A 24,830-nucleotide genomic window follows, 5' to 3' on the forward strand; every position below is an offset into this window, starting at 1 on the left:
AATTTGTATTCAAAACTGTACCAGTCGATGTTCATGCACTAGCTTCCTTTTTGCTGCATCTCTGCTGCCAGGTGAATGGCTTTGCGGATGCGCAGGTAGGTGCCGCACCGGCATATATTGCCCGCCATGGCATCGTCGATATCCTTGTCGGTAGGATGGGGATTTTCCCTGAGCAGCACCGCTGCCGACATCAACTGGCCTGAATGGCAATACCCGCATTGCGGCACATCAATTTCTGCCCAGGCCTGTTGCAATGGATGGTTATTGGTTTCCGATAAACCTTCGATGGTGATTATTTTTTGGCCTTCGGCCCGCTTAACTTTTGTAACACAGGAGCGAACGGCTTCTCCATTCAGGTGAACGGTGCAGGCACCGCACTGGGCTACGCCGCAGCCATATTTGGTGCCGGTAAGACCCAGCACATCCCTTATGACCCATAGTAATGGCATATCCGGATCTACATCTACCTCATAGTTGTGCCGGTTTACATTTAATGAAATCATATGTGATGAATATTACTGTAAGAGATGACTATAAAGATATTTTTTCTTTGCCACTCTTTTATTATAAATTTCAAAGAATTTATTGCGAAAATCAAGCACGATGCAGGTAAGTTCTTCCGCGTTTACAGACAGCAAAAGACATTATGGTATACTGGATGGATTAAGGGGTGTGGCAGCCGTAACGGTTGTCATTTTTCACATCCTGGAAACATTTACAGATGGAAATCACGCAAAACAACTGATCAATCATGGCTACATGGCGGTGGATTTTTTCTTTCTGTTGTCGGGCTTTGTTATCGGGTATGCTTACGACGACCGTTGGGGTAGAATGCGATTGGGTGCTTTTTTCAAGCGACGCCTGATCCGGCTGCATCCTATGATCATCGTTGGTATGTTGATAGGGGGTATTACTTTTTATTATCAAGCTTCTGCCATCTGGCCGCAGATCAGCAGCGTACCGGTTGGTAAATTGTTGCTGGTTATGTTCGTTGGGTTTACGCTATTGCCCGTTCCGCTCTCGCTTGACATCAGGGGCTGGCAGGAGATGCACCCGCTCGACGGACCCGCCTGGTCTTTGTTCTTTGAATATGTTGGCAATATCCTGTATGCCCTTTTTATTCGCAAATGTTCTAACCGGTTGCTTTCCGTGCTCGTGCTGATCGCCGGTGTGGCCCTTGTTCATCTTGCAGTAACCAGTCCTAATGGAGACCTAATTGGCGGATGGTCTGTTGAGCCGGCCCAGTTCCGGATCGGAATTACGCGTTTGCTGTATCCGTTTTTAGCTGGCCTTTTGCTGAACCGTGTGGCGAAACTTACGCATGTAAAAAACGCTTTTACCTGGTGCAGTTTGCTCCTGCTCGTTGTGCTGGCCGTACCAAGAGTGGGCGGGAGCAATCAGTTGTGGCAGAACGGACTGTACGATGCGCTTTGTGTAGTAATTGCTTTTCCGCTCATCGTTTACCTGGGTGCAAGCGGTGAGTTGAAAGAAGGGATTGCTGCAAAGGTCTGCAAGTTCTTCGGTGATATTTCTTATCCTTTATACATCATACACTACCCATTTATTTATATGTTCATGGCCTGGGTATCGAATCATAAATCGATATTGGCCGGCACATCCGGAGGCTCTTTTCAATTGGTGGCTGTAGCTGTTGGGGTGCTTGTTATAACAGTAGCGTTAGCCTATGCCTGCTTAAAATTGTACGATGAGCCGGTGAGGAAATGGTTGACAAAGCGTTTTATCACATCAAATAATAAGGCAGAGAAGGCTGCGCCGCAGTATGTTTAAATGTTAGTAAGATGATCAGGAAATAGCCCTTTTTGACTTATATTCCTGTTATAGAGTGTATTGGTATGGTTAACTGGTTTCCGATAACCTCTTTCTGAGATCCATTCTGGCATGCAAGATTCTGATGATCTCGATTTTGTACTTTGTCGAAGACCTGTAAAAAATAATATGCTGACCTGCTCTGCACCCAAATATATCTTTGCTTATTTCAGGATAGTGCTTCCCGGATATGGTTGAATCTGCCAAGTCCTGGCAATAATCTAATACCATCTGGTAATACCTGTCCGCTTGTGTTTCTGACCAAACTTCAAAGGTGTAATCCCAAATTTTAGAAAGGTCTTCTACGGCTTTATTAGTGAGAATATAATTAGCCATTTTTTCTTTTGCCAGCTTTTAGCTTTTGAAGATGCTTTTTCGCGTCAAAGTTTTTGGCTAATCCACTTTCAATCCCGTCTTCAATTGCTCGTTTCAACGCAATGATTTTATTTTCTTCTTCTTCTAAAAGGCGAAGCCCTGCTCTAACTACTTCACTGGCATTTTTGAATCTACCGGTTGAGACCCTGTTGTCAACAAAATGCTCAAAATGATCTCCCAGCGATATTGATGTATTACGGCTCATCATACTAGTTTGCGTAAAGTTACCAATTTTTGGTAACTTTCAATGATCAATTTGTTCCGATTTTTACAATGTGCACTTTGCCCCATGGCATAACTTTGCTAATGATTTGCTGATAGACTGATATACTACCGGTTGCATTACAAGGAATACATACCTTCTGAAGCATTGAAGAAATATGTTCAATGCTATTACATTTACGAATCTGACACAGATACTGTAATGGAGGATAAGGCTTTTGCCACTGGCTGTGTTGAAGTGATGTTTAATCTAAGCGGTATTCAGTGGGAAACAAAGGCAAATGGTGCATTTGCAGCTACTCCGAAAGTTGAACTATGGGGACAGGTCCTGGACCCGCTTTCTTTTAGAACGGTTGGTAAAAACTGCATGCTGGGTATCCGGTTCTACCCCTTTTCGGCTGCTGTTTTTTTACAAGAAGATATTCAGTTGTTCAACGACAAGATCCTGAACCTTACAGATGTACTGGGGAAACCCATTGAAGAACTGCACTTACAACTGCTCGAAGCAGAATCGTTAGCGAAAAGAATTGATTGCGTGGAAGCTTTTCTGTTGAACAAGTTGTTAATGGGCGGGAAGATCGATAAAATAACCCTTGTGAAGCAAGTGATGCATGAATTGAAGCAGGAGGATTTTTTTGATAACATTGAAAATGTGGCCTCCAGGTATGGAATTAGTTCCAGGTATCTTCAAAAAATATTTTTGCAATACACAGGGCTTACACCCAAACTATATAGTAAGATCAACCGTTTTCAGAACAGTCTTTTACTCCTATCGAAAGGAAACCAATCCCTTACTTCTATTGCGTACGAATGTGGTTATTTCGATCAATCGCATTTCATAAAAGAGTTCAGGCGTTTTACCGGTGCGGTACCGTCTGGATACGATTTTGCCAATACTACGGCTGTACTCGCTTCTCCCAATAAATAAGCTGTTCCGTTTTGTACAATTTTTCTTTTTTATGCTTGTCCAACTTTGTGCATAAATAGAAAATCATGTCATCAAATTTTGAACAATTCAAGAAACTGCACCAGGCGAATCATTTATTCGTACTCCCGAACGCCTGGGATGCCAGGAGTGCACAGCTTTTCCAGGAAAATGCATTTCCTGCCATTGGTACATCCAGCGCGGCTGTAGCTGCCAGCCTGGGCTATGAAGATGGAGAAGGAATGTTGTTTTCAGACTACCTGCTGATCATTAAACGGATACTGGCTTCTGTACATGTTCCGGTAACCGTTGATATGGAAATGGGGTATGGGAAAACCAATGAGCAGATTTTTGCAAACATGCAGCAGTTGGCTGAGCTGGGCGTAGCCGGCGTTAATATCGAAGATTCTGAGATCATTCAATCAAAGCGTTCTTTGAAAAAAGCAGCTGCATTTGCAAAAACGATTGAATTCATTAAGGACGGGCTGTCTGCTAAAAACCTGTCTCTTTTCATCAATGTCCGTTGCGACACTTATATCCTCCATGTAAAAGATGCGCCCAAGGAAACGATCAGCCGGTTAAAGATGTATGAAGCAACCGGGGCCGACGGCGTTTTCCTGCCATGCATCAGCCGGGAAGAGGATATCAATGAAGCAGTGAGCAATACCCAATTACCCATCAACGTTATGTGCATACCAGGCCTTCCCGATTTTGATACACTGAATAAGCTTGGCGTGAAACGTGCCAGCATGGGGCCTTTCCTGTTCAATAAAACATATAAGAAAGCGGGAGAGCTGTCACAAAAGGTTATTGAAAAAGCAAACTTTTCTTCTATTCTTTAATTCATTTAAAAACTATCATTATGATTGTATCTAAAAAAGCAACAGACACGCATGCCATGCTGGCGGCAGCCTATAACACGGGCGACATCGATACGGTGTTAAGCATGTACGATGTAAACGGAATTATCGTAGCTGCACCCGGCAGTCCGGTATCGGGGAAAGCGCAATTCACCGATGCAGTAAAAGCTATCCTCGCCATTAAGGGGAAGATGGAAATTAAAACTGTGTATTGCCTTCAATCCGGCGATGTTGCAGTAGGCAGATCGGAGTGGAGCATCACAGAAGGAGATGAAACGAAGGTGAGCGCCAAAGGAGTGGAAGTGATGAAGCAACAGGAAGATGGCACCTGGAAGGTTTTGATTGACCATGCGTTTGGTGCAGAAGCGGGGCTTACGGTATAAGATTTTATCGATTGATCAAACAGGCCTGCGTTTCAAGCAGGCCTGTTTGTATATTATTTATTCTAGTTGAATCTGGGCCACTAAGGTATGCCAGGGTAGTATTACTTTTATTGCAGGAATCAGAAAGAATATTTATCAACGAATAAAACCTGCTATGAAAAAATCTGCTCAAATCAGCCAACTGTATTTACGTATTGCCATTGGTATTGGCTACCTGGTACCGGGTCTGGACCGCCTCGGCGTGTGGGGCCCGCCGGGCGGCAAGCATATTTCATGGGGCAATTGGGAAACCTTCTTAAAGTATGCGACCGAAGTAATGGGTTTCTTACCAACGTCTATTGCCTCTGTATTCGCAGTGCTGGCAACTATTGGAGAAATTGCTTTCGGCGTGTTACTCCTTTTGGGAAAGTGGACACGGCTGGCTGCGCTGGGTAGCGGTGTACTTTCCTTGTTGTTTGCTGTTTCCATGACCATTTCTTTTGGGATCGTTTCTCCTCTTAGTTACTCTGTTTTTACACTGAGTGCCGGAAGTTTCCTTTTATCAACGCTGAACGATTACAGATGGAGTCTTGATGCGCGCTCTTAAAATTATCGATATGAAACAACCAGGAAGCCGCTTCCTATGACCTGCCAAACGGATTGTACAGCTTAACCGGGAACCCCAGTAAAACACAAATTTTATGGAAGCAATTACAGTAAGGAAAGCTACGGAAGCAGATGAAAAAACAGGGTTCGCCAAACACATGGCGGAAATGCGTTTCAACCTGGGATAGCCAATCGAGGCGCTTTTGAAGGGGGGTACTGTCAGTCTCTGCCATACCCATCATTTCTGAATCAGATAAGTCAACTTTATTTCACCCGTTTCACGGGAGTTTTCCAAACTATTGAGTAATTTTACTCATTGTATTGAGTAAATTGTCGATTATGTTTGAAAGACCTCATTTACAGGTACTTATAAGGCGTATTCAGGAAGAAAGGAAGTTTATCCAGGTGCTCACTGGGCCGAGACAAGTAGGCAAAACCACACTGGTGACTCAATTAGTGAAGAAAATGGCGCTGCCTGATTTGTTTGAATCTGCCGATGCCATCCCTTCTGCAAATACCACCTGGATTGAGCAGATTTGGGAAACCGCCCGGTTGAAAATGCAGCAAGCCAACTCTCCGGCATTTCTTTTGGTGATTGATGAGATTCAGAAGATAGATAACTGGAGTGAAGTGGTGAAACGTTTATGGGATGAAGATACCCGGAAAGCGGTCAATATTAAAGTGATTTTGCTGGGCTCATCACGTTTGCTAATGCAGCGGGGTTTATCAGAATCATTGGCTGGCCGCTTTGAAAGTACTTACCTGGGACATTGGAGCTTTCCCGAAATGCAGGCTGCGTTTGGATGGAGCGCCGATCAATATGCATGGTTTGGAGGCTACCCGGGTTCTGCAACACTGATTGAAGATGAAGAAAGGTGGAAACAATACATCAGCCATTCTTTGATAGAAACAAGTATATCTAAAGATATACTGATGCTTACCAGGGTAGATAAGCCGGCGTTATTGAAACGTTTATTTGAAATAGGATGCCTGTATTCGGGTCAAATACTTTCTTATACAAAGATGCAGGGCCAGTTGCAAGACGCGGGCAACACTACCACCCTTTCACATTACCTCGATTTGCTGAATACCGCAGGCTTGCTCGGAGGCATAGAAGCTTATGCAGCAGATATTGTACGCAAACGGGCTTCAAGTCCCAAATTCCAGGTGCATAATACTGCATTGATCAGTGCTCAACGGGCAGAACTATTCAGGGAAATCCGTGGGGATGCAACTATGTGGGGAAGAATAGTAGAATCTTCTGCAGGTGCACACCTTGTTAATCATGCACTTACAGAAAATTTCAATGTGCATTATTGGCGGCACCGCGATGCGGAGGTCGATTTTGTGATCGAGAAACGTGGTAAGGTGATAGGTATCGAAATTAAAAGTGGGGGGGACGTAGCCACTTCAGGGATGGAACAGTTTAAAAAACAGTTCCATCCTCATAAGATACTGTTAGTTGGCAAAGCTGGGTTGCCATGGGAGGAATTTTTATCTATTAACCCCGCCTCATTATTTTAACCTTAATGCGTCCAACAATTAAGGGGTTGATATACTCATAATTTTTATCATCCAAATCCTGGACAAAGTGAGCATCTAAGTGGCACTTATAAATTTATACAAGTTTGGCAAAAGGCAGAAAATGGTTGGAAACTTTCAAGAGTTATTAGCTACTCTCATGCTAAAATGAATAATAATTAAAAAAGGAGTCGATATACAAATTGAATAGATTATCCCATTCATAAAAAGAGAAAAATAAAAATCATGGCACTCATCAATCCACACATTAACTTTAATGGCAATGCTGAAGAAGCATTCAATTTTTATAGATCAGTATTTGGCGGAGATTTCGCAAAAATTATCCGTTTCAAAGATCTGTCAAGTCCTGAATTTCCAATACCAGAACATGAGGCAAACAAAATAATGCACATTGCTTTGCCCATCGGTAAAAGTGTTTTAATGGCCAATGATGTTCCGGAAAGTATGGGACGGACAAATGAAAGAGAAAACAGAAGTAAAATTGTTATCAGTGCAGAAAGCAAAGCCGAAGCTGACAAGCTATTTAATGGGCTTTCAGCGGGTGGGGAAATTGAAATGCCAATTTCAGATAGTCCCTGGGGCTCCTATTTTGGCATGTTTAGAGACAAATATGGGATTGAATGGATGGTAGATTTTGATCCCCAAAATAATGGGCAGGTTTAGTTACGTAGCCATATCCTGCACCGATATCAACCAGTGTGTCTCCGCTTTTTAAATTGATCAATTCAATGACGTTTAAACATTCTCAGATAACTTTATTCTTCTACCCACTCACTTGAATTGTAAATCAATGCTTAAGTTGCTCCATTGTGTTCAAATGGCCAACTCCACCACACTGTGCATGTGATACTCTATACTCCAGTACGGCGTCCACAGTGTGGTGGATGCGGTACTCTATACTCCAGTAGGGCGTCCACAGTGTGGTGGATGTGGTACTCTATACTCCAGTACGGCGTCCACAGTGTGGTGAATGCGGTACTCTATACCCCAGTACGGCGTCCACAGTGTGGTGGATGCGGTACTCTATACTCCAGTACGGCGTCCACAGTGTGGTGGATGTGGTACTCTATACTCCAGTACGGTGCCCACAGTGTGGTGGATGTGGTGCACTATGCTCCAGTACGGCGCCCACGGTGTGGTGGATGTGATGCACTATACTCCAGTAGGGCGTCCACAGTGTGGTGGATGTGGTGCACTATGCTACAGTACGGCACCCATAGTGCTGAGATATTGGCGAATAAGTTAGTTCCGTTGCTTCGCCAGTAGTGCCAACAGCCTTTGCCATACCATAGAGTTACCCTGGAGAGATAATCAGCGCAACCGCTCCTGTATCCCGGAGGCTCGGTACAGGATGGTGATCCGCCGCCAGATACATGGCAGTAGCGGGAACGGTAGTAGATACAGTATTAATACGTGTTACCGTCTTTATGTTATTCTATAATTTTCCATTTGAAGCGTTATAAGTTATGAGGACTGGTCTAATCCGGGTAACTTTGTCTATATGTTTTATCGCAGAAAGTTGATAATGAGCATTTTGGAGGTTTTCGGAGGTAACCTGGGAAAAATCAACCTACAGAAGATTCTTTTCCTGGTAACCAACCGGCAAGCAAAACCAGTTTACGGGTTTATTCCGTATAAATATGGATCGTATTCCTATTCTGCTAACGCAGACCTGACCGCGATGGTCAAACATGGGTTTATTTCCGAGGATACAACAAGCTTTACAAAAAAAGACCAGCTGTCTTATCTCAAATCGCTGACTGAGGTTGACCAGAATCTTGTAAAGCAAGTATATGGGTTGTATAAAGATACGGATGCAGATGGATTGATGAAACATACTTATTTGCATTACCCTTACTACGCAATTAATAGCTTAAAGGCGAAAGAGCTACTCAGTACTGAGGAGATGGAGAAAGTAAGTGCATCATCTCCGAAGGGAAATGATACAATTCTTTTCACTATTGGGTACGAAGGCATTAGCCTCGAAGCTTACCTGAACAGGTTAATTAAAAACGATGTAAAAGTACTGGTAGATGTACGGAATAATCCGCTGAGCCAGAAATACGGTTTCTCAAAAAGTCAGTTGATACGTTTTTGTGAAAGCCTGAACATTGAATACAGGCATTTCCCGGAAGTGGGCATCCAGTCTGCCGAAAGAAAAGAACTGAAAGATCAGCACGATTATGACGAACTGTTTTGTGGCTATCGTGAGCGTACGCTTGCAGCAACTGGTTCAACGCAACAGCTGATACTCGACTTGCTTAAGGAGAAAAAAAGAATAGCATTAACATGCTTTGAAGCCAATATATGCCAATGTCATCGTAAACACCTGGCAGAATCTATTACCCATCTTGCCGGATGGCATTATTCACTAAAACACATTTGATGGCCAAAACCAGGGTACTGATTGCTGTAAAAACTTATCCAACCATTTCTACTAAATATGATGAATTGGTTTGCACGGCAGGTTTCCTGGAGGATGGGAGTTGGATCAGGATCTATCCGGTTCAGTTCAGAAAAAAAGCCTATTCGCAACAATACAGTAAGTATCAATGGATAGAGCTGGACCTTGTTAAGAATACCAGCGATTTCAGGCCCGAAAGTTACCGTCCGTATTCGCATGATTCAGAAATTGATATTGTTGGTCATATAGAAGCGGATGGGGGAAGTTGGGATGAACGCAGAAAGTTCGTGATGAAAAAGGTGTATACCAACCTTACCCAACTCATTGCTGAAGCGAAGGATAAAAGCATAGGCACTTCACTTGCAGTGTTTAAACCAAAGGAGGTGCTTGATATGAAAGTGAAGTCATGTACTAGAGAATGGGATAAGGAAAAGCTGGCTTCATTACAGCAATTGAGCATTTTTGAATCTGCTATTGAGGACCGACCTAAAGTTGTTCGAAAACTCCCGTATGAATTTTCCTATGTGTTTACTGATGAAAAAGGAAAGCAGGCTACCCTGATGATTGAAGATTGGGAATTGGGTCAACTCTACTGGAAGTGTTATGACAAATATGTGCTTCAAGAGTTGCCAGATGCAGAAGCTAGAGCCATTGCCGATGTCCGCCACAAATACATAAATGATTTTGCCCGTACCAAGGACCTCTATTTGTATTTAGGTACAGCTAAGAATTTTCAAATGGTATCTCCTAATCCATTTCTAATCATCGGCACTTTTCACGCCAAATTTCCTCAGGCTACTGCGACGGTGCAAGGGAGCTTGTTTTAGTATTTGCAGGTTACCATCAAAGAATGCACTTTGTTGAAACAGTTAAAGTCATATTATAGTCTGACAAAACAACAATGAAAGTAAGAGTATAATATGCCGATAGGCCAACTTTTACTTTCACTGATTTCAGGGTACTATTTTGTACTTACTAGTAGCTCACGCACATTTATATCAAGCACTTTCGCAATTTCAAATAAGCGTTCAACGGTTGGTTGCATGTTATTCGTGCACCACTTCGAAACAGTATTAATATTCACGTTTAATTGTTCAGCCAGCCAATTATTATTCCGCCCCTTTTCAGCTAAAACGGCTTTGATTCTATTGTATCCTTGCCCCATAAAACAGCTTTATAAGTATATTTCTGTGTAAAATAGGGATAATGTAGATTATGTATTTATACCTAAAATACCCTTTTAAGGGTGTATTTTATAAAATAAAAGCATTTATTTATACTTATAAAGCATATTTACTTTATTTTTGAGTATTAAAACATTGAATCATGAAGACTTGTTCCACAGCCCAAGTATCTTATTCCCAACCCTTCCGTCTGGAGAGGGAAATATTGCAATGCCCGCATAAGGTGTTTACCTGTTTCTTTGAAAAGTATACGCTTGCAACTGCCAAGCAATATTTAAAAGAATGGGTGGAGTTAGCTTGTGTTACCAACAGTACATTATATACCAGTTCTGAGGATAGGGTGGATTTGTTGCATTTCTGTCATTTTATGGAAGAAATGTTAGAGGCTGCATTTATTACAAAGATGCAGAATCATGAAGCTTCACACCTTATATCTATTACCGGTATGAGTAAATAGTATGCACAGCAGAGTTTACCAAAGAGGTTGGCAGTAAATGTGACCTACAGAATGACGCTTGCTTAACCAGAATTTCCACACCAACCAAAACTGGAAGGCATATCCGTATGTATACCCCAGCTCCATGATGGTGAATAATAACAGGAAAATTAGTCGAGGAATTAATACCTAACCTGACAGAATAAAAGTAAAAAAGTTGGCCAGCTTGATATCTAAAGGAACAATCGCAGGATAACCAGCTTCATGCAGTATGTACTGACACAGCAGAGCAATGGTTACCAGATGCGCAACTGTCAGCAATAATCGTAGCGGGTTGTTGTATTTAGTGAAATAGAAATTTAATAATTCCATCTGACCTTTTTTTAACTAACCTCTCGTTGTATTAAGTGGGTATAAAACCATATCGACCATCATTTGACTGGGTAAAAATGATGTGATTTATTTTTTGTTCGATGTCTGTGGGAGGCTCTTCGTTTTCCATGATGATCACCTGTTCAATTTCACTGGCCACAATATAGCGATAGAAATCCATTGCCATATCTATCGGAATGTCTTCGTTGTCTGCATCGGGTTTCCGGTATGTCACCAATGGTGAGTCAATTATGGAAACAGGCATACCGTGTCTTTCCGTTACGAGTTGGTGAAGCGCTATTACAAACGCTGCGTATACTATGGCACGAAAACCTTTGCCGCTTAATTCTCTGTCCTGCCCAGCTATCAGGAAGTCAAGTGTGGATTCATTGAAAGAGACATTCGTTAGCCCCGGATATTTTAAGGCACCCAAAACTTTCTTAACCTGTTCACATAACGGATAGATAAATGATGATAACGATTCTGCGTTGCCATCTTTTGAAGACTTCCTTCGTTTTGAAATAGTGCTTGCAATGGCATCCCTTGAGCTAAGTAGTTCTAACTTTCGCTGCTGTAGCGACTCATATTTTTTAAGTCGATTGCTAGTGATTTGAAGCTGTGCTATCTGTGCCAGGTTGTTGTTGATCTTGCTTGTTACAACTTCTTCCAACTCTTTATCGGTTTCTACGATTTGTGCCTGATAACCTTTAATGTTATTGTCACATTCTGCAATCTCACCTGAAAGCAATGCCTGTGATTCGGTTAGCTCACGGCGCAAAAAGTCAAGTTTCTGTAGCTCAATCGAACATGCATTCAGGACTTCAGACAAGTCGATTTCACTACCTTTGTCATCCAGCACCGAGTTGCATACCGGGCAATGCTTCTCGCCGCCGTTTGTTTCATTCAACATCTGGCACGCTTCAATAGTGCCTTGTAAACGAAGTGCATCTGATTCATACTGGGCAGCCAGAATTGTACTTCGTGCCTGTGTCAGTTGAAAATCGCTTTTGATATTGGACTCTTTGATAGAGGTTGCTTCCAGTACATTCTTTTTTTGAGTAAGCTGATCATTGATGCTGGAGAGATTTTTTAACTCCTCATTCAACGAACTGATAGATTGCTCGATCTTTTTTAGCTGATCATCTTCATAATCTGTTATTCCAATGGCATTAATTTGACGATCTGATTCATCAATCAACTCTTGTAGCATTTCGATTTTCCCTTTGCGGTGTTTGATCTCGTCTTTGGAAAGTGCTTCGATCAATGCTTCATCGTCATTGCCAGTAACCAAGAACTTGATTACGCTTTTTTCTGCAGTCTCGGTTGTATATTGACCCGTTACCAACGGAGACTTGTCCGTGATGATGCGAACCTCGTCGATCAGTTGAAGTTTGCGTAAATCGCTGAAAGAAAGCCCTCTTTTTTTGCCGGTGGCGTTGATCTTGATCTGCTTATTCGAGATGCCGCAAAGATTCAGCAAGAAAGCTGAAATATTCTCTGTGTTTTTGTCATCGTGCTTCCTATGCAATGCCTGGTGCTGACGATTATTTCCTATGGCATCTATGGCACATTCAAACAAATGAAAATCCCCGCCTCGCAGATCTGATTTCAATGTCAGGATGCGATCGTCGTGAGTTAGAATTTCCAGATAGCAGTGCGAATAGTTGGAAGCAACGGGGATACTTTTTGGGCGTTGAGAGCTACCTAGCATGTAATTAATGCACTGGAAGATATACGTCTTTCCAGTATTGGAAGGCCCTGAAATTACATTGAGCCCTCTGCTGAATTTAACAAAGGCAGGAGGCATCATTGGCCCCATCAATCTCAGTTCTGTAATTATGAATCCGTTTTTCATTAGCGCAATACTTGAAAAAGAAAATCGGTTGCCTGTTGTTTTATCATTTTTTCAAGTTCCGTTTTTGAGTTGGAACTAATTGTGTGTTTAATCCACGTGGAACGTACATGTAGTCTTTTGCAGTATTCAGAACCCATGCTGTCAATAAACGGCGCGGACTCTTCCGTTGCACTATACTCGATGCCGGTCTGTAGGTAGCATTTGTGAACCAGATGTTTTGCATACAGTAGATTCAAACCCTCTTCTATAATCGCCCGATGTACATAAATTTCACCTCCGCGATTGGGTGTTGCAGCATGCAGGCTAGGCATGTTCTTGTCAAAATCGCCGCTGTGCACGCAGAGGTAATCGAGGCATACGAGATAATCCAGATCGAACGTCCTAGGATAGCAATAGGTAAGGATAAACAGGGAACGTAATCCGGTTTCTATTCTATTATTGAAAGGGTATATGGCTGTCATTTTATCCATTGGTATTTGCTCTCATTGCATAATTGGTGGCAGATACCGATTTTGTCTTTTTGTATACTTACGTCTTTTAACGGGTTCGAACTGATCTGTACCAAACTCGCCTGCAACTCTACCGCTTTTACTTTTGCATAACCGTTAGAATGGATTTCTTCAAAAATATTAACGGTGCCATCGTAAATCTCGGTTTGAAAACATTCGAAAGTCCCAGGTGGCAAACTGTCTCTATACAGGTTGCGGAGTTGCTCTGCGTGGTGGAAAGAAATCCTGGCCCGCTTAAAATGAGATGCATAGTTATAAGGTAGCTCTGTAACATCGTTGAACTGGCCTGAACAATCTGATTCATAAGCTTTTAACAGCTGGTTGACATATGTGGACTCAGTCTTTTGAATAGTAGCAGGAATATCTTTTTCGTCAATGACTGGTCGTGGGGGCAATCCCCCACCAAATCTTGTTAGGTGGTTTGCGTGTTTTTTGTGCTCTTCAATGATATCCTTTATTAAGGCTTTTGTAAAGATGGAAAAGTCGAACGTGTTAAAATAGGCCAACAGCTCACCATTGAGTTCTACCTTTTCTGTTACGGTGATATTTTCCTCGCATTTATCTTTCCAAGCAGCGGCAAACTGCTTTTTTAATTCAGCCGGATCATTTAAGAGGGACGATAGCTTGGTGCCACAACCTTTTGGGGCAGTGAAATAATATTTTCTGGGAACAGAATAGTCTTTCTTAAAAGTGTAATAAATGAGTTTACCCATTTCAACCCAAACATCAGAAGGGGTCAATGGATTCTTGTAGTGCTTGCATTGGTAACAATCCCAGGTATGATCCGCAGTAATGTCATCAGCAGTTTTGGCAACTACGTCCCTTCCTTTGTCGCCTGCCCCGGCTAATCGTTCGACCGATTTGTAAGTGGTTTTTTTTACATCTAGCCACTCTTCAATAAATGATTCCCACTCATCTGGAGTGAAAATCTCAACTCTTTTGACCGGCAAAATGTGCTGACCAAAGTTTATGTTTTGAGATGTGGCAAGCGGACTACTCAAACAGTTGGTTTTAAGGGCAAAATATGTAAAATTACTATTATTTCATAATTCGTTAGCAGCATTTAAATTTTAAATGATTGGTTATTATGCTCCCAAGGGGCTGTCAATAGGAGGGAGATTTCGATACTGCTTTGAAATACAAAACAAAGTATTATTTTCATATATCCCCTACGTGTCTGTTAAAGAGTTTTACAAATTAACCTCAATTTCTTAATAACTATTTTCTGTTATGCTTGCTAAAAAACTAACTCAAGCATCAGTAGATGATGCGAAACGAACTGAAATAACAATAAGCACCAAGGCAAAAATCCGAAATACTTATACGGAAGAGTTAATATTTGCTGTATGTGCTCCCATAGGCTCTTTGCGTGAGCCTGTCATTGCTAAAATTGAGTCTCTTCTCAAAGACAATTATGGTTATGAGGTAAAGCGTTTAAAGCTCAGTAACTATATAAATACTTATTTCCGAGATATGCCACAAGAGAAAGCAGGAGAGACAAAAGCTTATACTATGTTGATGAACAAGATACAAGGCGGTAATGAACTTAGACGAAAGTTTGGGGCACAAATAATGGCAGAACTTGCAATCAACGATATACATCTTAGCCGACATGATGAACAGGAGCCTAAGCCCATCGAACAATTGAGAAGTAGGCGATGGTGCTTCATTATCGATTCAATAAAGAATAAGGAAGAGTTAGAATTATTGCGAGAGTTGTATCGAGATATATTTTATTTCTTCAGCATCTTTTCTCCATTAGACGAGAGAAAGAAAAACCTGCTTCAGAAAAACCTATCAAACGACGAAGTAAACAACATTATAAATACAGATCAATATGAAAATATTCAATATGGTCAAAACGTAAGAAATACCTTTGTTGAAGGAGACTTTTTTATGCGTGTGTCTTCTGAAAATATTGACAATTTAAGCGACAAGGTATCGCGTTATCTAAATATAATTTTCGAGAGTCAGATAATAACCCCAACGCCAGATGAAATCGCAATGTATGAAGCTCAATCCGCAGCGGGAAATTCGGCGTGTCTATCACGTCAGGTTGGTGCTTCAATAACAAACCAAAAGGGTGAGGTAATCTCAAGAGGTTGGAATGACGTTCCAAAGTATGGCGGCAACCTTTATTCAGAGAGTGATTTGCATGATAATCGATGCAAATTGTGGGGGTATTGTAGTAATGATCGTACAAAAGATATTCTCGCCGATGATATACTAGATGCAATAGTATTAAATGAGGAGGTAGTTGGATCTCTACTTAATGGAGTAAAAATAGGCAAAGAACACCAAATATATCAGCTTCTAAGAAAAATCATTCGCAAGAATACCAAGGTGAAAGATTTGATCGAGTTTTCACGAGCTGTGCACGCAGAAATGCATGCCATAATAATTGGCAGTCAATTGGCAGGAAGCAAAATGATCGGCGGAAAGCTCTTTTGCACAACTTATCCATGTCATAATTGTGCTCGTCATATTGTTGTTGCAGGCATACAGGAAATTTACTACATTGAACCTTATATAAAAAGTTTGTCGATGCCATTGCATTATGATTCGTTGACAGAGAGTGAGGGTGTTCAAGAGAACGGAAAAGAAAAAGTTAAGATTTTAATGTATGATGGCGTTGCTCCCCGTAGGTATTTGGAATTCTTTTTAATGAACAGACCTCGGAAAGATGTGGACGGTAAGCTGATCAGTGAATTTGGAGACTATTATAATCCAAAATCTCAATTATCTTTGCAAGCCTTACCAACTTTAGAACAACAAGCAATACATTCTTTAACAGAGAAAAATTTTTTTGGCAATGAAGCAAAATGAAAACAACAGCAAACATTCATCTTTGGCTCATGCAAAAGAACAGGATAGGTCAAGGCATGTTCATGTTGGTGAAGCCAAGGTTGTTAATCTCGAGTTGTACAAACAAGATAAGAAGCTTAAATTAATGGATAAAATCGTTAAAACTACAAGATCGTTTTAAACACTAACCATATTTTGATATAAGAAGATGGCGTTGAATAGAATCGTAGCTATCTTGTTAATAGCTGCTCATTATTGGAATTAAAGAATTCTGTTAAATAAAAAGCCCACTATTAGTGGGCTTTTGTAGTCCCGACAAGAATCGAACTTGTATCTAAAGTTTAGGAAACTTCTATTCTATCCATTGAACTACGGGACCAAACCTGCTGAAACACAATACCATCCGGTTTCAGCGGCTGCAAAAATAATGGATTATCTTATTCACAGGGAGATAATGTACGAATTAACCGACGATTACGTAATTTGAGGTCTAAACCTATGGGAATGAACCGTAACTATCTGCTCACTATGCTCCTGGCATTACTGGTTGCAGGCTGCTGCACGCAATCCGCCACCGCCCAGGACAATCGCGCTAAAGCCAATATCAACCACCTGGCCATTTTCGTGGTAGACCTGCAAAAATCAGGCAACTTCTACCAGAACATCATTGGCCTCGACACCATCTCCGAACCCTTCCACGATGGCAAACACATCTGGATGCGCATTGGTCCGCACAGCGCCCTCCACATCATCCAGGGAGCGGATGCGCCCATCAAACATTTTAAGAACAACCATATCTGCTTCAGCGTGCCCTCGGTAAGGGCTTTTACTGCCAAGCTGAAAGAATACCATATTAAATGGGAAGATGTGTCGGGAAAAGAGGAAGGCATTACCCGCAGGCCCGATGGCATCCTGCAGATCTGGCTGCAAGACCCAGATGGGTACTGGATCGAGATCAATGATGATAGATCATAAATTAATTGCTGAAAATTTAATGAGATCCCTCGGCTACCCCTTCGACTCACTTCGTTCGCTCAGGATGACGTTGCTCGGGATGACGGAAGTATTATATCTTTGCAGCCTCAAAATGGACTATGAAGTTTTATAATATCATCATCAAATACCGTTTCTGGCTGAGTTTGTTGCTATTGGTAGTGGCTGTAGTGCTCAATGTTACCGGAACCGGATTCTGGCCCACTTTCCCCTTGTATTTCGTAGCCGTAATAGGCCTGTTCAGCCATTTCTTCATTGGTCCGCTGCGCCTCATACAGGAACCCATGGAACAAGGCAATATTGAAGAAGTAGAAAGAATACTCAATACCATCTGGTTTCCCGGCCTGCTGTTCAAACCCGTACGCTCTACCTATTACACCATCAAGGGTAACCTGGCCATGATGAAGCAGGACTTCGACACCGCCGAAAAACACCTGAAGAAAAGTACCGAGCTCGGCGCACCCATGCCCGAAGCCGAAGGCGCCAATAAACTGCAACTGGGCATGATGGCCATGCAACGTGGCGACCTGAAACAAGGCGAATCCTATATCCGCGCCGCCATCCGCGCCGGTATACCCGATAAAGAAAGCGAAGCAGTAGCTTACCTGAGCATGTGCCAGATATTCATGAACAAGCGTGAGTTCCGCGCCGCCAAAGATTTCTTCCGCAAAGCCAAAGCCTGCAAACCCACCACCAAACAGGTGCTCGACCAAATTAAAGAAATTGAAAAGTATATTTCCAGGATGCCTGGCTAAAAGATAAGGCTTACCTTTCCATCAGTGAAAAAAGCGCTCATCATAATCACCCTGGTATTGTTCTCATTATCCACCCTGGTAATGCCCTATGCCAATTACGATGATGTAACATCCCTCCAGGCAGTCTATCACAACTGCCTCAACATGGATGGCGACACCAATTTTGTGGAATTTATAGCCGAAAACTTTTTATCGGCCGGCATGGCACTGGAAAATGACAAGGAAGACCAACCGCCACAGCCCAAACACCCGGATGATACCAACCTGGTCGTTCAAATACAAACCGGCACCCTTTACCAACAGCCGGTTACCGAGATCACCCTGGAACAACCCCTTGTTCCTGCAACGCTGGTACCCGTTACCAACACAGATTACATTCCCCAGGATTATCGCCCCGGTATATTTCATCCCCCGGCTCACGCATAAGTAAGTCCCTTTACTCGTATTAAAAATGCCACCGGCAACATCGCCGTGCGGTAGCTTATTATTTATTTCAACTAATACAATCAGATCATGAAAAATATTTTTTCAATGATGCTCATATACATGGGCCTCATTACCGTTGCGTTTGCACAAAACACCAAACCAACCGAAGCGGCGGAGAAAGCATTCCGCCAGCAATTCCCCAACGCCAAAGAAGTGAAGTGGGATAAAGAAAACAAGCACGAATATGAGGCATCATTTGTGCTGGATAGCAAAAAAGGATCAGCCAATTTCTCCGCTTCGGGAGAATGGCTGGAAACCGAAATGGCCATCCCGCAAAGCGCCGCACCACAAGCTGTACTGGATGGGTTTAAAAAAGCGCACACTGACGCCACCATTGCAGCAATCTATAAAATAGAAACCAAAAATGGACAACACTATTTTGAGATCGAATACAAGGTGAAAGGCGGAAAAACCAAAGAAGCCAAACTGGCTTCCGATGGTAAACTGATGTAAATAAACGGCCCTCGCTTGTAACGAACAAGCCGTGACAGCGGGGGCCTTATCAAATTGAATGAGCAATGAAAAAAGCAATCGTAATACTATACTTACTCCTTCCCACAACAATCATTCTTGCGCAGGAAAAAACCGATACCGTTAAAACAGTCCCTGTCCCAGTAAAAAAAGATACTATTCTTCCTCAACCCAGAAAAGACACAACCCTCACTCCCTCGAAAAAACCATTCGAAGGCGAATCGGAAGTAATCGTTGTTTCTTCCTCACGCACCAACTCGCGCATTGAAGACCTGCCTACCAAAGTAGAAGTACTGGGCGCCGAAGAAATGCACGAAGAGAATGGCATCAAGCCAGGCAATATTGTTAGCTTATTGGGCGATATCGCAGGCATACAAATACAGCAAACCAATGCCGCCACCGGCAATGCCGATATGCGCATACAAGGATTGCAGGGAAAATATACGCAGCTACTGCGCGATGGTATTCCGCTGTTCGGAGGCTACTCGGGCAGCTTTAGCATTTTGCAGATACCACCGCTCGATCTGCAACAAGTAGAACTGGTAAAAGGTTCGAGCTCTACTTTGTATGGTGGCGGTGCCATCGCCGGTATGCTCAACCTGGTATCTAAAAAACCTAAGCTGGGTGCACCGGAGAGAAGTTTCACACTTAACCGTTCTACGCTGAAAGAAAATAACCTGAACTTTTTCTTCTCGGGAAGGAATCAAAAAGCCGGTTATACCCTTTTTGCAGGTAGTACAAATCAAAAAGCAGTTGACGTAAACAATGATGGCTTTTCAGATGTACCCCAGGTAAGAAGCGTATTCATTCACCCTCGCGTGTTTTTATACGGGGGAGAAAAGTCCACCGTGATATTGGGTTACACACTCAACTACGAAGACCGCAAAGGCGGCGATATGAAAGTGCTCGACAAAACAGCCGGTCCGCAAAATCAATTCTTCATACAAAACAAAAGCCTGCGCAATGTGGCCGATATTATCTGGGAGCAGCAACTGCCCAACAGCGCACAACTCACGGCCAAAGCGAGTGCCAGTTTTTTCAACCGCGATGTAACCACCAATGTTTTTGGCATGAAGGGCAACCAGTTGAGCTGGTACAGTGAAGTAGCTTATTCGCAGCGAAAAGGACAACACAACTATGTAATGGGCATCAACTTCAACGGCGATGATTTTAAAAAACAACAGCCCGACAGTAGCCTCATACCCAACGAATCATCCAATACCCTTGGCTTTTTTGCACAAGACGACTGGAAGTTCGCCAACGCTTTCACCTTACAAAGCGGGATAAGGGTAGATGCCAATAACAGCTACGGTACTTTCATGCTCCCCCGCTTATCGCTCATGTATAAAATGAACCGGAACATTACCATGCGTTTAGGAGGCGGCCTGGGTTACAAAACGCCCACACTTTTCAATACAGAACTCGATGAGAGAGATTATCATTATCTCTCCGGTTATGCTACAGGTATTAAAGCAGAGCGGTCTGCCGGCGCGAATTTCGATATCAACTATAAACGCAACATGGGCGAATGGAACCTCACCATCAACCAATCATTCTTCTACAACCGCATCAACCAGCCGTTGCTGCTCGACAGCATGGGAACAACACCTGCGATACTCCGGTATCAAAATGCCGGCGCTCCTATTGAAACCACCGGTTTTGAAACCTATATACAAGCCAAGGAAGACGAACTGGAACTATACCTGGGTTATGTGTACACAGATGCCAGAAGAAAATACGATGCAGTAAATACAACACTGCCCCTGATTGCGCGACACAAACTGGCTACCATCATTGCCTATGAGTTCACTGAAAAATTCAAAGCAGGTTTTGAAACAGCCTATACCGGTGTGCAGCACCTCGACAATGGGCAAACCACTACACCCTACGTTTTCATGGCAGCGATGCTGGGATATAAAATAGGCAAAGCCTCCTTCGTGCTGAACTGCGAAAACCTGTTAGATTATCGCCAGAGCAAAAACAGCCCGGTAGTGTTCCCGCCCTATACCAATCCACGCTTCCCCGAAATATGGGCGCCATTGGAAGGAAGGGTGTTGAACCTTTCGATGTATGTGAAGTTTAATACGCGATCTCACGCCTTATAAATAGCTTAAAATTTAACTGATCTGTTGTAATGATTTTCTGTACTACCAATAATTAAGCCAGTTAGAGGTTTCCGCGACAAAAAATATACTTTCGTGACAAATATACCATTTGAGCGGCAAAATATTGTCTATTTTGTCGCTCAAATGGTATATTTGTCGTTCAAATCGGCTTAAGTACAATTAATCTGGAAATGATATGGACAAGATCACAACGACTCAAGAATTGGCTCGCATTGAAACCGCGCTTGCACAATTTTCCGAAGGGGCATCCATTGAGAACATTAAAAACGCCCTCAATCCGCCTATTGGGAAAAGAACTTTGCAAAGACGATTAGTAAAGCTGCAAGAGATCGGCGTTGTTTCAATATCCGGCCGGAATAAGGCAACCCGTTACCACCTTATTCGCGCCAAAGAAGAAAAAATAGAGAATATTTCAAAAGAGCATAGCATTCCTCTCTCGCCGGAAGCAGAAGAAATCATAAAGATTATTACGCAACCTGAAAACATGAGAGAGCCTGTTGCCTACAACATAGACTTTCTTATGTCGTATCGCCCGAATGTAGATTCGTATTTGAGCGATGCTGAAAAAAATAAACTCGCTGAACTTGGAAAGACAACGGGATTAGATCAACCCGCAGGAACTTACGCGAAAAATATCCTGCAGAGGCTTTTGATTGATCTCGCTTGGAACTCAAGCCGCCTTGAAGGGAATACATACAGCCTTCTTGAAACGCAACGCCTTCTCGCTTTGGGAAAAGCTGCCGAAGATAAAACGGCAGAAGAAGCCCAAATGATCCTGAATCACAAGGAAGCCATTGAGTTTATTGTTCGTTTTGCTGATGAAGTTCACTTTAGCCATTATTTTGTTTCAGGGTTACACGCGCTTCTGTCAAACAACCTGATGGCAGACCCAGACGCATCAGGTCGCCTTCGCACAATTGGGGTAGGCATTGGCCGCTCTGTTTATATGCCCTTGGAGATCCCTCAACAGATCGAAGAAATGTTCGGGATTATCCTGCATAAAGCAGACCAGATTGAAAACCCGTTTGAGCAATCGTTTTTCGTTTCTGTTCATCTGCCTTACTTGCAACCCTTCGAGGATGTAAACAAGCGTGTCTCGCGCCTTGCCGCGAATATCCCGCTTATCAAACATAATCTTTCACCTTTGTCCTTTGTTGGTGTTCCAAAGGGTGTTTATATCTATGGGCTTCTCGGCATTTATGAATTCAACAGAATAGAAGTTCTCAAAGACGTTTTTATGTGGGCTTACGCGCGTTCCGCCGCACGTTATGCAGCTTTGCGCCAAACCGTCGGCAAGCCCGACCCTTTCGTGTCAAAATACAGGCAGGAAATCAGAAGCCTCGTTTCAGAGATCGTTTTGAACGCTCTTCCTTATGAAGAAGCCATACAGAAAATAAAACAAGCGGCGGAACAACTGCCAGAAGAAGATCGTGTTCGATTTACCGAGATCATTGACACGGATTTGATGAATCTGAAAGAGAACAATATCGCGCGTTACTTTATCCGCCCTTCCGAGTTTAGGGTGTGGAAAGAGAAATGGGAACTTTAATCCGTTTGCAACGCCTGGTACACCAGCACCTTGAATTTTTCACCAATATCTCCATGAGAATTAGGAAACTGCTGCAACACAAACTGTGCCGTGATCTTTTCCTGCGGGTCTATCCAATAAGTAGAACTGAACATACCACCCCAACTGAAAGTACCGGGCGGGGAAGTGCTCCTGCCACTGGCGGCATCGGTAACAATTTCAAAACCCAACCCGAATTTGGTAAGGCGCGATCCGTTCACATACAGGTCGCCGATCTGGTTTTGCGTCATGAGCCGTATAGAATGCGCACTCAGTATCCTTTTGCCGTTAAGCATGCCGCCATTCATGAGGCTTTCCATGAAAAGGGTATAATCGTAAGCAGTAGATACCAGTCCGCCGCCACCGGAATAAAACTTCCCATCGGGGTCAAGCGGGTAATCGCGGTAAAACTCGCCATTGATACCTATTTTCGGTTCCATGTTCACCACATGCTTGCTCTTATCTTCCGAATGCAGCATGGCCAGGCGGTTGTACTTTTCTTTGGGCAGGTAGAAATAAGAGTCCTTCATACCCAGCGGCTCAAAAATATGTTCCCGGAAATACTCAGCGAGACTTTGTCCGCTCAGTACTTCTACCAGGTAACCGAGTACATCGGTGTTCAGTCCGTACGTGAAATGCTCTCCCGGCTGGTGCATCAACGGAAGATGTGCCAGCCGCTCAATGTTCTCGGCAGAAGTGCCGTTTAACAAACCGATGCCGCCCACCACGCCGGCTTTGGCATAGATGGCATTGCCAACGGGCGTACCGATTTGCGCATAAGAAATGCCCGAAGTATGGGTAAGCAGGTCGCGGATGGTAACCTCCCGTTTAGCAGGTACAGTAGTATAACTGGAATCGGTTTTATTGAACTGATTAAGTACCGTAGGGTTTTTAAACCCGGGAATGTATTTGGAGATGGGATCATCGAGCAGCAACCTGCCTTCTTCATATAATTGCATGATGGCCACGCTGGTAATAGCTTTGGTTTGCGAAGCGATACGGAAAATGGCGTCTTTCTCCAGTTTCTTGTGCTGCTCCTTATCGTCATAACCCAAGGCCTTATAATATATCGTATGTCCGTTATGGGTAACAAGCGCAACGGCGCCGGCGATCCATCCGCTATCGATGTATTGCTGGATCAGTTTGTCGATCCTTTGTAAACGTTCAGCAGAAAAGCTTTTGTTTTCGGGGATTGCTACGGATGCAGCAATTTGTGCTGATATGGTTTGATAAGAACAAACAACCAGCAACAGGCATGCAATGGCTTTTTTCATGGTATTAAGATAGACTTTTATTCTTCATACTGCCGTACCACTTCTTCCACCACCCGGGGAAAATGCCGGTGTTCCAGTACATGCACTTTTTGAGCCAGGCTTTCGGGCGTATCGCCTGGTTCAACAACACAAGTGGCCTGGAAAATAGGCGCTCCCTCATCAAAATGCTCATTTACATAATGTATGGTAATGCCGCTTTCTTTTTCACCGGCGGCGATTACCGCTTCGTGCACATGCCTGCCATACATGCCCTTACCCCCGTATTTGGGCAAAAGGGCCGGATGTATATTAATGATGCGGTTGGGATAAGCCTGAATGAGGGCCGCGGGGACCTTCCAGAGAAAACCGGCCAGCACAATGAACCCGATCTCCCGTTGTTTCAGGGCAGCTACATAGGCATCACCCCTGAAAAAAGGCTCTTTTTCAATCAATAATACCGGAACCTGGTGATGGGCGGCTATGTTTACCACTCCGGCATCAGGTTTGTTGCAAACTACCAGCGCCACTTTTACACGGGGATGACCGGTAAAATGTTCGATGATCTTTTCGGCATTGGAGCCGGCACCCGAAGCAAAAATGGCGATACGAATGGGAGAGGGATTGAACATGCATCAAAAATGCTATAAAACCTGCTTTCTGTAAAATAAAATCGAAAATGAAGCACAAAAAACCATCAATCGATTGATATACTATTGAATAACTGAATATGATTAGCGCTTCTTGCATCATTCTACACTAAAACGCCTGACATAAACATTCCGTAAAAAGAAATAAAAGCAGCCAAATTCGCTGAAACTCAAGCCAGATGCGAGTAAATAATTTTTTGAGAAGGTTTGGTTTTTGTCAGCTACGTGTCATATTTTTGCAGCCGTTC

At 43.0% G+C, this 24,830-nt stretch carries 27 protein-coding genes, 1 tRNA gene and 1 pseudogene; 18 read left to right on the forward strand and 11 right to left on the reverse strand.

The annotated features are described in order from the left end of the window. Positions 1 to 38 precede the first annotated feature (38 nt). Entirely contained in the window at positions 39 to 503 is a 465-nt protein-coding gene (locus tag SEDOR53_RS0105395; protein WP_026768804.1) for a (2Fe-2S)-binding protein, read from the reverse strand. Positions 504 to 603: 100 nt separating this feature from the next. On the opposite strand from SEDOR53_RS0105395, the gene SEDOR53_RS0105400 reads away from it, so the two are divergent. Next, the gene (locus SEDOR53_RS0105400; RefSeq protein WP_026768805.1) at positions 604 to 1,788 is read left to right on the forward strand and encodes an acyltransferase; all 1,185 of its coding nucleotides are present in this window, start codon (positions 604 to 606) and stop codon (positions 1,786 to 1,788) included. 69 nt (positions 1,789 to 1,857) lie between these two features. Here SEDOR53_RS0105400 and SEDOR53_RS0105405 read toward each other — a convergent pair whose 3' ends face one another. After that, positions 1,858 to 2,163, reverse strand: coding sequence for a type II toxin-antitoxin system RelE/ParE family toxin (locus SEDOR53_RS0105405; RefSeq protein WP_026768806.1), 306 nt, complete (start codon positions 2,161 to 2,163; stop codon positions 1,858 to 1,860). Continuing rightward, positions 2,156 to 2,407 (reverse strand): type II toxin-antitoxin system ParD family antitoxin, encoded by a 252-nt coding sequence (locus SEDOR53_RS0105410; RefSeq protein ID WP_026768807.1) that lies wholly within the window; start codon positions 2,405 to 2,407, stop codon positions 2,156 to 2,158. Before SEDOR53_RS0105410 ends, SEDOR53_RS0105405 begins: the two co-directional genes overlap by 8 nt. 132 nt (positions 2,408 to 2,539) lie before the next feature. Between SEDOR53_RS0105410 and SEDOR53_RS0105415 the strand changes: the two genes are divergently transcribed. From SEDOR53_RS0105415 to SEDOR53_RS0105455, 9 genes and pseudogenes are all read left to right on the forward strand, one after another. Continuing rightward, positions 2,540 to 3,352 carry a helix-turn-helix transcriptional regulator gene (locus SEDOR53_RS0105415; protein ID WP_026768808.1) on the forward strand — a complete coding sequence of 271 codons (813 nt, stop codon included), beginning with the start codon at positions 2,540 to 2,542 and terminating at the stop codon, positions 3,350 to 3,352. Between the two features lie 65 nt (positions 3,353 to 3,417). Then, the gene (locus SEDOR53_RS0105420; RefSeq protein ID WP_037360621.1) at positions 3,418 to 4,191 is read left to right on the forward strand and encodes an isocitrate lyase/phosphoenolpyruvate mutase family protein; all 774 of its coding nucleotides are present in this window, start codon (positions 3,418 to 3,420) and stop codon (positions 4,189 to 4,191) included. Between the two features lie 20 nt (positions 4,192 to 4,211). Continuing rightward, positions 4,212 to 4,592, forward strand: a complete 381-nt coding sequence (locus SEDOR53_RS0105425) for a nuclear transport factor 2 family protein (RefSeq protein WP_026768810.1) — start codon at positions 4,212 to 4,214, stop codon at positions 4,590 to 4,592. 154 nt (positions 4,593 to 4,746) lie between these two features. Then, positions 4,747 to 5,178: a DoxX family protein gene (locus SEDOR53_RS0105430; protein WP_037360623.1), complete on the forward strand. Its 432-nt coding sequence runs from the start codon at positions 4,747 to 4,749 to the stop codon at positions 5,176 to 5,178. A 338-nt stretch (positions 5,179 to 5,516) separates the two neighbouring features. Further along, positions 5,517 to 6,701 (forward strand): ATP-binding protein, encoded by a 1,185-nt coding sequence (locus SEDOR53_RS0105440; RefSeq protein ID WP_026768812.1) that lies wholly within the window; start codon positions 5,517 to 5,519, stop codon positions 6,699 to 6,701. A gap of 243 nt (positions 6,702 to 6,944) precedes the next feature. Next, positions 6,945 to 7,382, forward strand: a complete 438-nt coding sequence (locus SEDOR53_RS0105445) for a VOC family protein (RefSeq protein ID WP_026768813.1) — start codon at positions 6,945 to 6,947, stop codon at positions 7,380 to 7,382. Positions 7,383 to 8,001: 619 nt separating this feature from the next. Continuing rightward, positions 8,002 to 8,160 (forward strand): annotated as a pseudogene (locus SEDOR53_RS19445) (hypothetical protein); the annotation flags it as partial. Between the two features lie 84 nt (positions 8,161 to 8,244). Further along, complete coding sequence (locus SEDOR53_RS0105450; protein WP_232214723.1) at positions 8,245 to 9,105, forward strand: DUF488 domain-containing protein; 861 nt, start codon at positions 8,245 to 8,247, stop codon at positions 9,103 to 9,105. Further along, positions 9,105 to 9,950 (forward strand): hypothetical protein, encoded by an 846-nt coding sequence (locus SEDOR53_RS0105455; RefSeq protein WP_026768815.1) that lies wholly within the window; start codon positions 9,105 to 9,107, stop codon positions 9,948 to 9,950. The genes SEDOR53_RS0105450 and SEDOR53_RS0105455 overlap by 1 nt, the downstream gene beginning before the upstream one ends. 134 nt (positions 9,951 to 10,084) lie before the next feature. Here SEDOR53_RS0105455 and SEDOR53_RS0105460 read toward each other — a convergent pair whose 3' ends face one another. Further along, positions 10,085 to 10,288 (reverse strand): helix-turn-helix transcriptional regulator, encoded by a 204-nt coding sequence (locus SEDOR53_RS0105460; protein WP_026768816.1) that lies wholly within the window; start codon positions 10,286 to 10,288, stop codon positions 10,085 to 10,087. Between the two features lie 161 nt (positions 10,289 to 10,449). Between SEDOR53_RS0105460 and SEDOR53_RS0105465 the strand changes: the two genes are divergently transcribed. Continuing rightward, on the forward strand, positions 10,450 to 10,764 hold the full coding sequence (locus SEDOR53_RS0105465) for a hypothetical protein (RefSeq protein WP_026768817.1): 315 nt from the start codon (positions 10,450 to 10,452) through the stop codon (positions 10,762 to 10,764). A gap of 168 nt (positions 10,765 to 10,932) precedes the next feature. On the opposite strand, the gene SEDOR53_RS17205 is transcribed toward SEDOR53_RS0105465, so the two are convergent. From SEDOR53_RS17205 to SEDOR53_RS17210, 4 genes are read right to left on the reverse strand one after another with little or no spacing between them, the layout of a single operon-like run. After that, positions 10,933 to 11,115: a hypothetical protein gene (locus tag SEDOR53_RS17205; protein WP_037360626.1), complete on the reverse strand. Its 183-nt coding sequence runs from the start codon at positions 11,113 to 11,115 to the stop codon at positions 10,933 to 10,935. A 31-nt stretch (positions 11,116 to 11,146) separates the two neighbouring features. Beyond that, a complete protein-coding gene (locus SEDOR53_RS0105475) occupies positions 11,147 to 12,970 on the reverse strand; it encodes an AAA family ATPase (protein WP_026768818.1) in 1,824 nt (607 codons plus the stop codon). Beyond that, positions 12,970 to 13,440, reverse strand: coding sequence for an ABC-three component system middle component 2 (locus tag SEDOR53_RS19450; RefSeq protein ID WP_026768819.1), 471 nt, complete (start codon positions 13,438 to 13,440; stop codon positions 12,970 to 12,972). The genes SEDOR53_RS0105475 and SEDOR53_RS19450 overlap by 1 nt, the downstream gene beginning before the upstream one ends. Further along, on the reverse strand, positions 13,428 to 14,480 hold the full coding sequence (locus tag SEDOR53_RS17210) for an ABC-three component system protein (protein WP_051416506.1): 1,053 nt from the start codon (positions 14,478 to 14,480) through the stop codon (positions 13,428 to 13,430). The genes SEDOR53_RS19450 and SEDOR53_RS17210 overlap by 13 nt, the downstream gene beginning before the upstream one ends. A gap of 229 nt (positions 14,481 to 14,709) precedes the next feature. Between SEDOR53_RS17210 and SEDOR53_RS17215 the strand changes: the two genes are divergently transcribed. After that, on the forward strand, positions 14,710 to 16,305 hold the full coding sequence (locus tag SEDOR53_RS17215; protein ID WP_084220356.1) for an anti-phage dCTP deaminase: 1,596 nt from the start codon (positions 14,710 to 14,712) through the stop codon (positions 16,303 to 16,305). Positions 16,306 to 16,591: 286 nt separating this feature from the next. Here SEDOR53_RS17215 and SEDOR53_RS0105500 read toward each other — a convergent pair. After that, a tRNA-Arg gene (locus tag SEDOR53_RS0105500) sits at positions 16,592 to 16,663 on the reverse strand. A 125-nt stretch (positions 16,664 to 16,788) separates the two neighbouring features. Here SEDOR53_RS0105500 and SEDOR53_RS0105505 point away from each other — a divergent pair. The 6 genes from SEDOR53_RS0105505 to SEDOR53_RS0105530 all read left to right on the forward strand — a co-directional run bounded on the left by SEDOR53_RS0105505 (position 16,789) and on the right by SEDOR53_RS0105530 (position 22,664). After that, positions 16,789 to 17,259: a VOC family protein gene (locus SEDOR53_RS0105505; RefSeq protein ID WP_026768820.1), complete on the forward strand. Its 471-nt coding sequence runs from the start codon at positions 16,789 to 16,791 to the stop codon at positions 17,257 to 17,259. 119 nt (positions 17,260 to 17,378) lie between these two features. Continuing rightward, the gene (locus tag SEDOR53_RS0105510) at positions 17,379 to 18,032 is read left to right on the forward strand and encodes a M48 family metallopeptidase (RefSeq protein ID WP_026768821.1); all 654 of its coding nucleotides are present in this window, start codon (positions 17,379 to 17,381) and stop codon (positions 18,030 to 18,032) included. Between the two features lie 24 nt (positions 18,033 to 18,056). After that, a complete protein-coding gene (locus SEDOR53_RS0105515; protein WP_026768822.1) occupies positions 18,057 to 18,458 on the forward strand; it encodes a hypothetical protein in 402 nt (133 codons plus the stop codon). Between the two features lie 105 nt (positions 18,459 to 18,563). Then, complete coding sequence (locus SEDOR53_RS0105520) at positions 18,564 to 18,971, forward strand: PepSY-like domain-containing protein (protein ID WP_037360629.1); 408 nt, start codon at positions 18,564 to 18,566, stop codon at positions 18,969 to 18,971. A gap of 65 nt (positions 18,972 to 19,036) precedes the next feature. Beyond that, on the forward strand, positions 19,037 to 21,094 hold the full coding sequence (locus SEDOR53_RS17220; RefSeq protein WP_051416507.1) for a TonB-dependent siderophore receptor: 2,058 nt from the start codon (positions 19,037 to 19,039) through the stop codon (positions 21,092 to 21,094). A 196-nt stretch (positions 21,095 to 21,290) separates the two neighbouring features. Further along, positions 21,291 to 22,664 (forward strand): Fic family protein, encoded by a 1,374-nt coding sequence (locus tag SEDOR53_RS0105530; RefSeq protein WP_026768824.1) that lies wholly within the window; start codon positions 21,291 to 21,293, stop codon positions 22,662 to 22,664. On the opposite strand, the gene SEDOR53_RS0105535 is transcribed toward SEDOR53_RS0105530, so the two are convergent. Together SEDOR53_RS0105535 and purN are read right to left on the reverse strand one after the other, a co-directional pair. Beyond that, on the reverse strand, positions 22,661 to 23,956 hold the full coding sequence (locus SEDOR53_RS0105535; RefSeq protein WP_026768825.1) for a serine hydrolase: 1,296 nt from the start codon (positions 23,954 to 23,956) through the stop codon (positions 22,661 to 22,663). The genes SEDOR53_RS0105530 and SEDOR53_RS0105535 overlap by 4 nt on opposite strands. A gap of 17 nt (positions 23,957 to 23,973) precedes the next feature. Further along, positions 23,974 to 24,564, reverse strand: a complete 591-nt coding sequence (gene purN, locus SEDOR53_RS0105540; RefSeq protein ID WP_026768826.1) for a phosphoribosylglycinamide formyltransferase — start codon at positions 24,562 to 24,564, stop codon at positions 23,974 to 23,976. Positions 24,565 to 24,830 lie beyond the last annotated feature (266 nt).

Source organism: Asinibacterium sp. OR53 (assembly GCF_000515315.1).
Lineage (GTDB): Bacteria > Bacteroidota > Bacteroidia > Chitinophagales > Chitinophagaceae > Sediminibacterium.

Excerpts from the sequence above, each read along its gene's own strand:
- SEDOR53_RS0105535 (WP_026768825.1), bottom strand. The coding sequence starts at position 23,956 with ATGAAAAAAGCCATTGCATGCCTGTTGCTGGTTGTTTGTTCTTATCAA.
- SEDOR53_RS0105530 (WP_026768824.1), top strand. The coding sequence starts at position 21,291 with ATGGACAAGATCACAACGACTCAAGAATTGGCTCGCATTGAAACCGCG.
- SEDOR53_RS17205 (WP_037360626.1), bottom strand. The coding sequence starts at position 11,115 with ATGGAATTATTAAATTTCTATTTCACTAAATACAACAACCCGCTACGA.
- SEDOR53_RS0105505 (WP_026768820.1), top strand. The coding sequence starts at position 16,789 with ATGAACCGTAACTATCTGCTCACTATGCTCCTGGCATTACTGGTTGCA.
- SEDOR53_RS0105440 (WP_026768812.1), top strand. The coding sequence starts at position 5,517 with ATGTTTGAAAGACCTCATTTACAGGTACTTATAAGGCGTATTCAGGAA.
- SEDOR53_RS0105450 (WP_232214723.1), top strand. The coding sequence starts at position 8,245 with ATGAGCATTTTGGAGGTTTTCGGAGGTAACCTGGGAAAAATCAACCTA.
- SEDOR53_RS0105430 (WP_037360623.1), top strand. The coding sequence starts at position 4,747 with ATGAAAAAATCTGCTCAAATCAGCCAACTGTATTTACGTATTGCCATT.
- SEDOR53_RS0105400 (WP_026768805.1), top strand. The coding sequence starts at position 604 with ATGCAGGTAAGTTCTTCCGCGTTTACAGACAGCAAAAGACATTATGGT.
- SEDOR53_RS0105520 (WP_037360629.1), top strand. The coding sequence starts at position 18,564 with ATGATGCTCATATACATGGGCCTCATTACCGTTGCGTTTGCACAAAAC.
- SEDOR53_RS0105405 (WP_026768806.1), bottom strand. The coding sequence starts at position 2,163 with ATGGCTAATTATATTCTCACTAATAAAGCCGTAGAAGACCTTTCTAAA.
- SEDOR53_RS19450 (WP_026768819.1), bottom strand. The coding sequence starts at position 13,440 with ATGGATAAAATGACAGCCATATACCCTTTCAATAATAGAATAGAAACC.
- SEDOR53_RS0105395 (WP_026768804.1), bottom strand. The coding sequence starts at position 503 with ATGATTTCATTAAATGTAAACCGGCACAACTATGAGGTAGATGTAGAT.
- SEDOR53_RS0105410 (WP_026768807.1), bottom strand. The coding sequence starts at position 2,407 with ATGAGCCGTAATACATCAATATCGCTGGGAGATCATTTTGAGCATTTT.
- SEDOR53_RS0105460 (WP_026768816.1), bottom strand. The coding sequence starts at position 10,288 with ATGGGGCAAGGATACAATAGAATCAAAGCCGTTTTAGCTGAAAAGGGG.
- SEDOR53_RS0105455 (WP_026768815.1), top strand. The coding sequence starts at position 9,105 with ATGGCCAAAACCAGGGTACTGATTGCTGTAAAAACTTATCCAACCATT.
- SEDOR53_RS0105465 (WP_026768817.1), top strand. The coding sequence starts at position 10,450 with ATGAAGACTTGTTCCACAGCCCAAGTATCTTATTCCCAACCCTTCCGT.
- SEDOR53_RS0105425 (WP_026768810.1), top strand. The coding sequence starts at position 4,212 with ATGATTGTATCTAAAAAAGCAACAGACACGCATGCCATGCTGGCGGCA.
- SEDOR53_RS0105475 (WP_026768818.1), bottom strand. The coding sequence starts at position 12,970 with ATGAAAAACGGATTCATAATTACAGAACTGAGATTGATGGGGCCAATG.
- SEDOR53_RS0105420 (WP_037360621.1), top strand. The coding sequence starts at position 3,418 with ATGTCATCAAATTTTGAACAATTCAAGAAACTGCACCAGGCGAATCAT.
- SEDOR53_RS17220 (WP_051416507.1), top strand. The coding sequence starts at position 19,037 with ATGAAAAAAGCAATCGTAATACTATACTTACTCCTTCCCACAACAATC.
- SEDOR53_RS0105510 (WP_026768821.1), top strand. The coding sequence starts at position 17,379 with ATGAAGTTTTATAATATCATCATCAAATACCGTTTCTGGCTGAGTTTG.
- SEDOR53_RS0105445 (WP_026768813.1), top strand. The coding sequence starts at position 6,945 with ATGGCACTCATCAATCCACACATTAACTTTAATGGCAATGCTGAAGAA.
- SEDOR53_RS17215 (WP_084220356.1), top strand. The coding sequence starts at position 14,710 with ATGCTTGCTAAAAAACTAACTCAAGCATCAGTAGATGATGCGAAACGA.
- purN (WP_026768826.1), bottom strand. The coding sequence starts at position 24,564 with ATGTTCAATCCCTCTCCCATTCGTATCGCCATTTTTGCTTCGGGTGCC.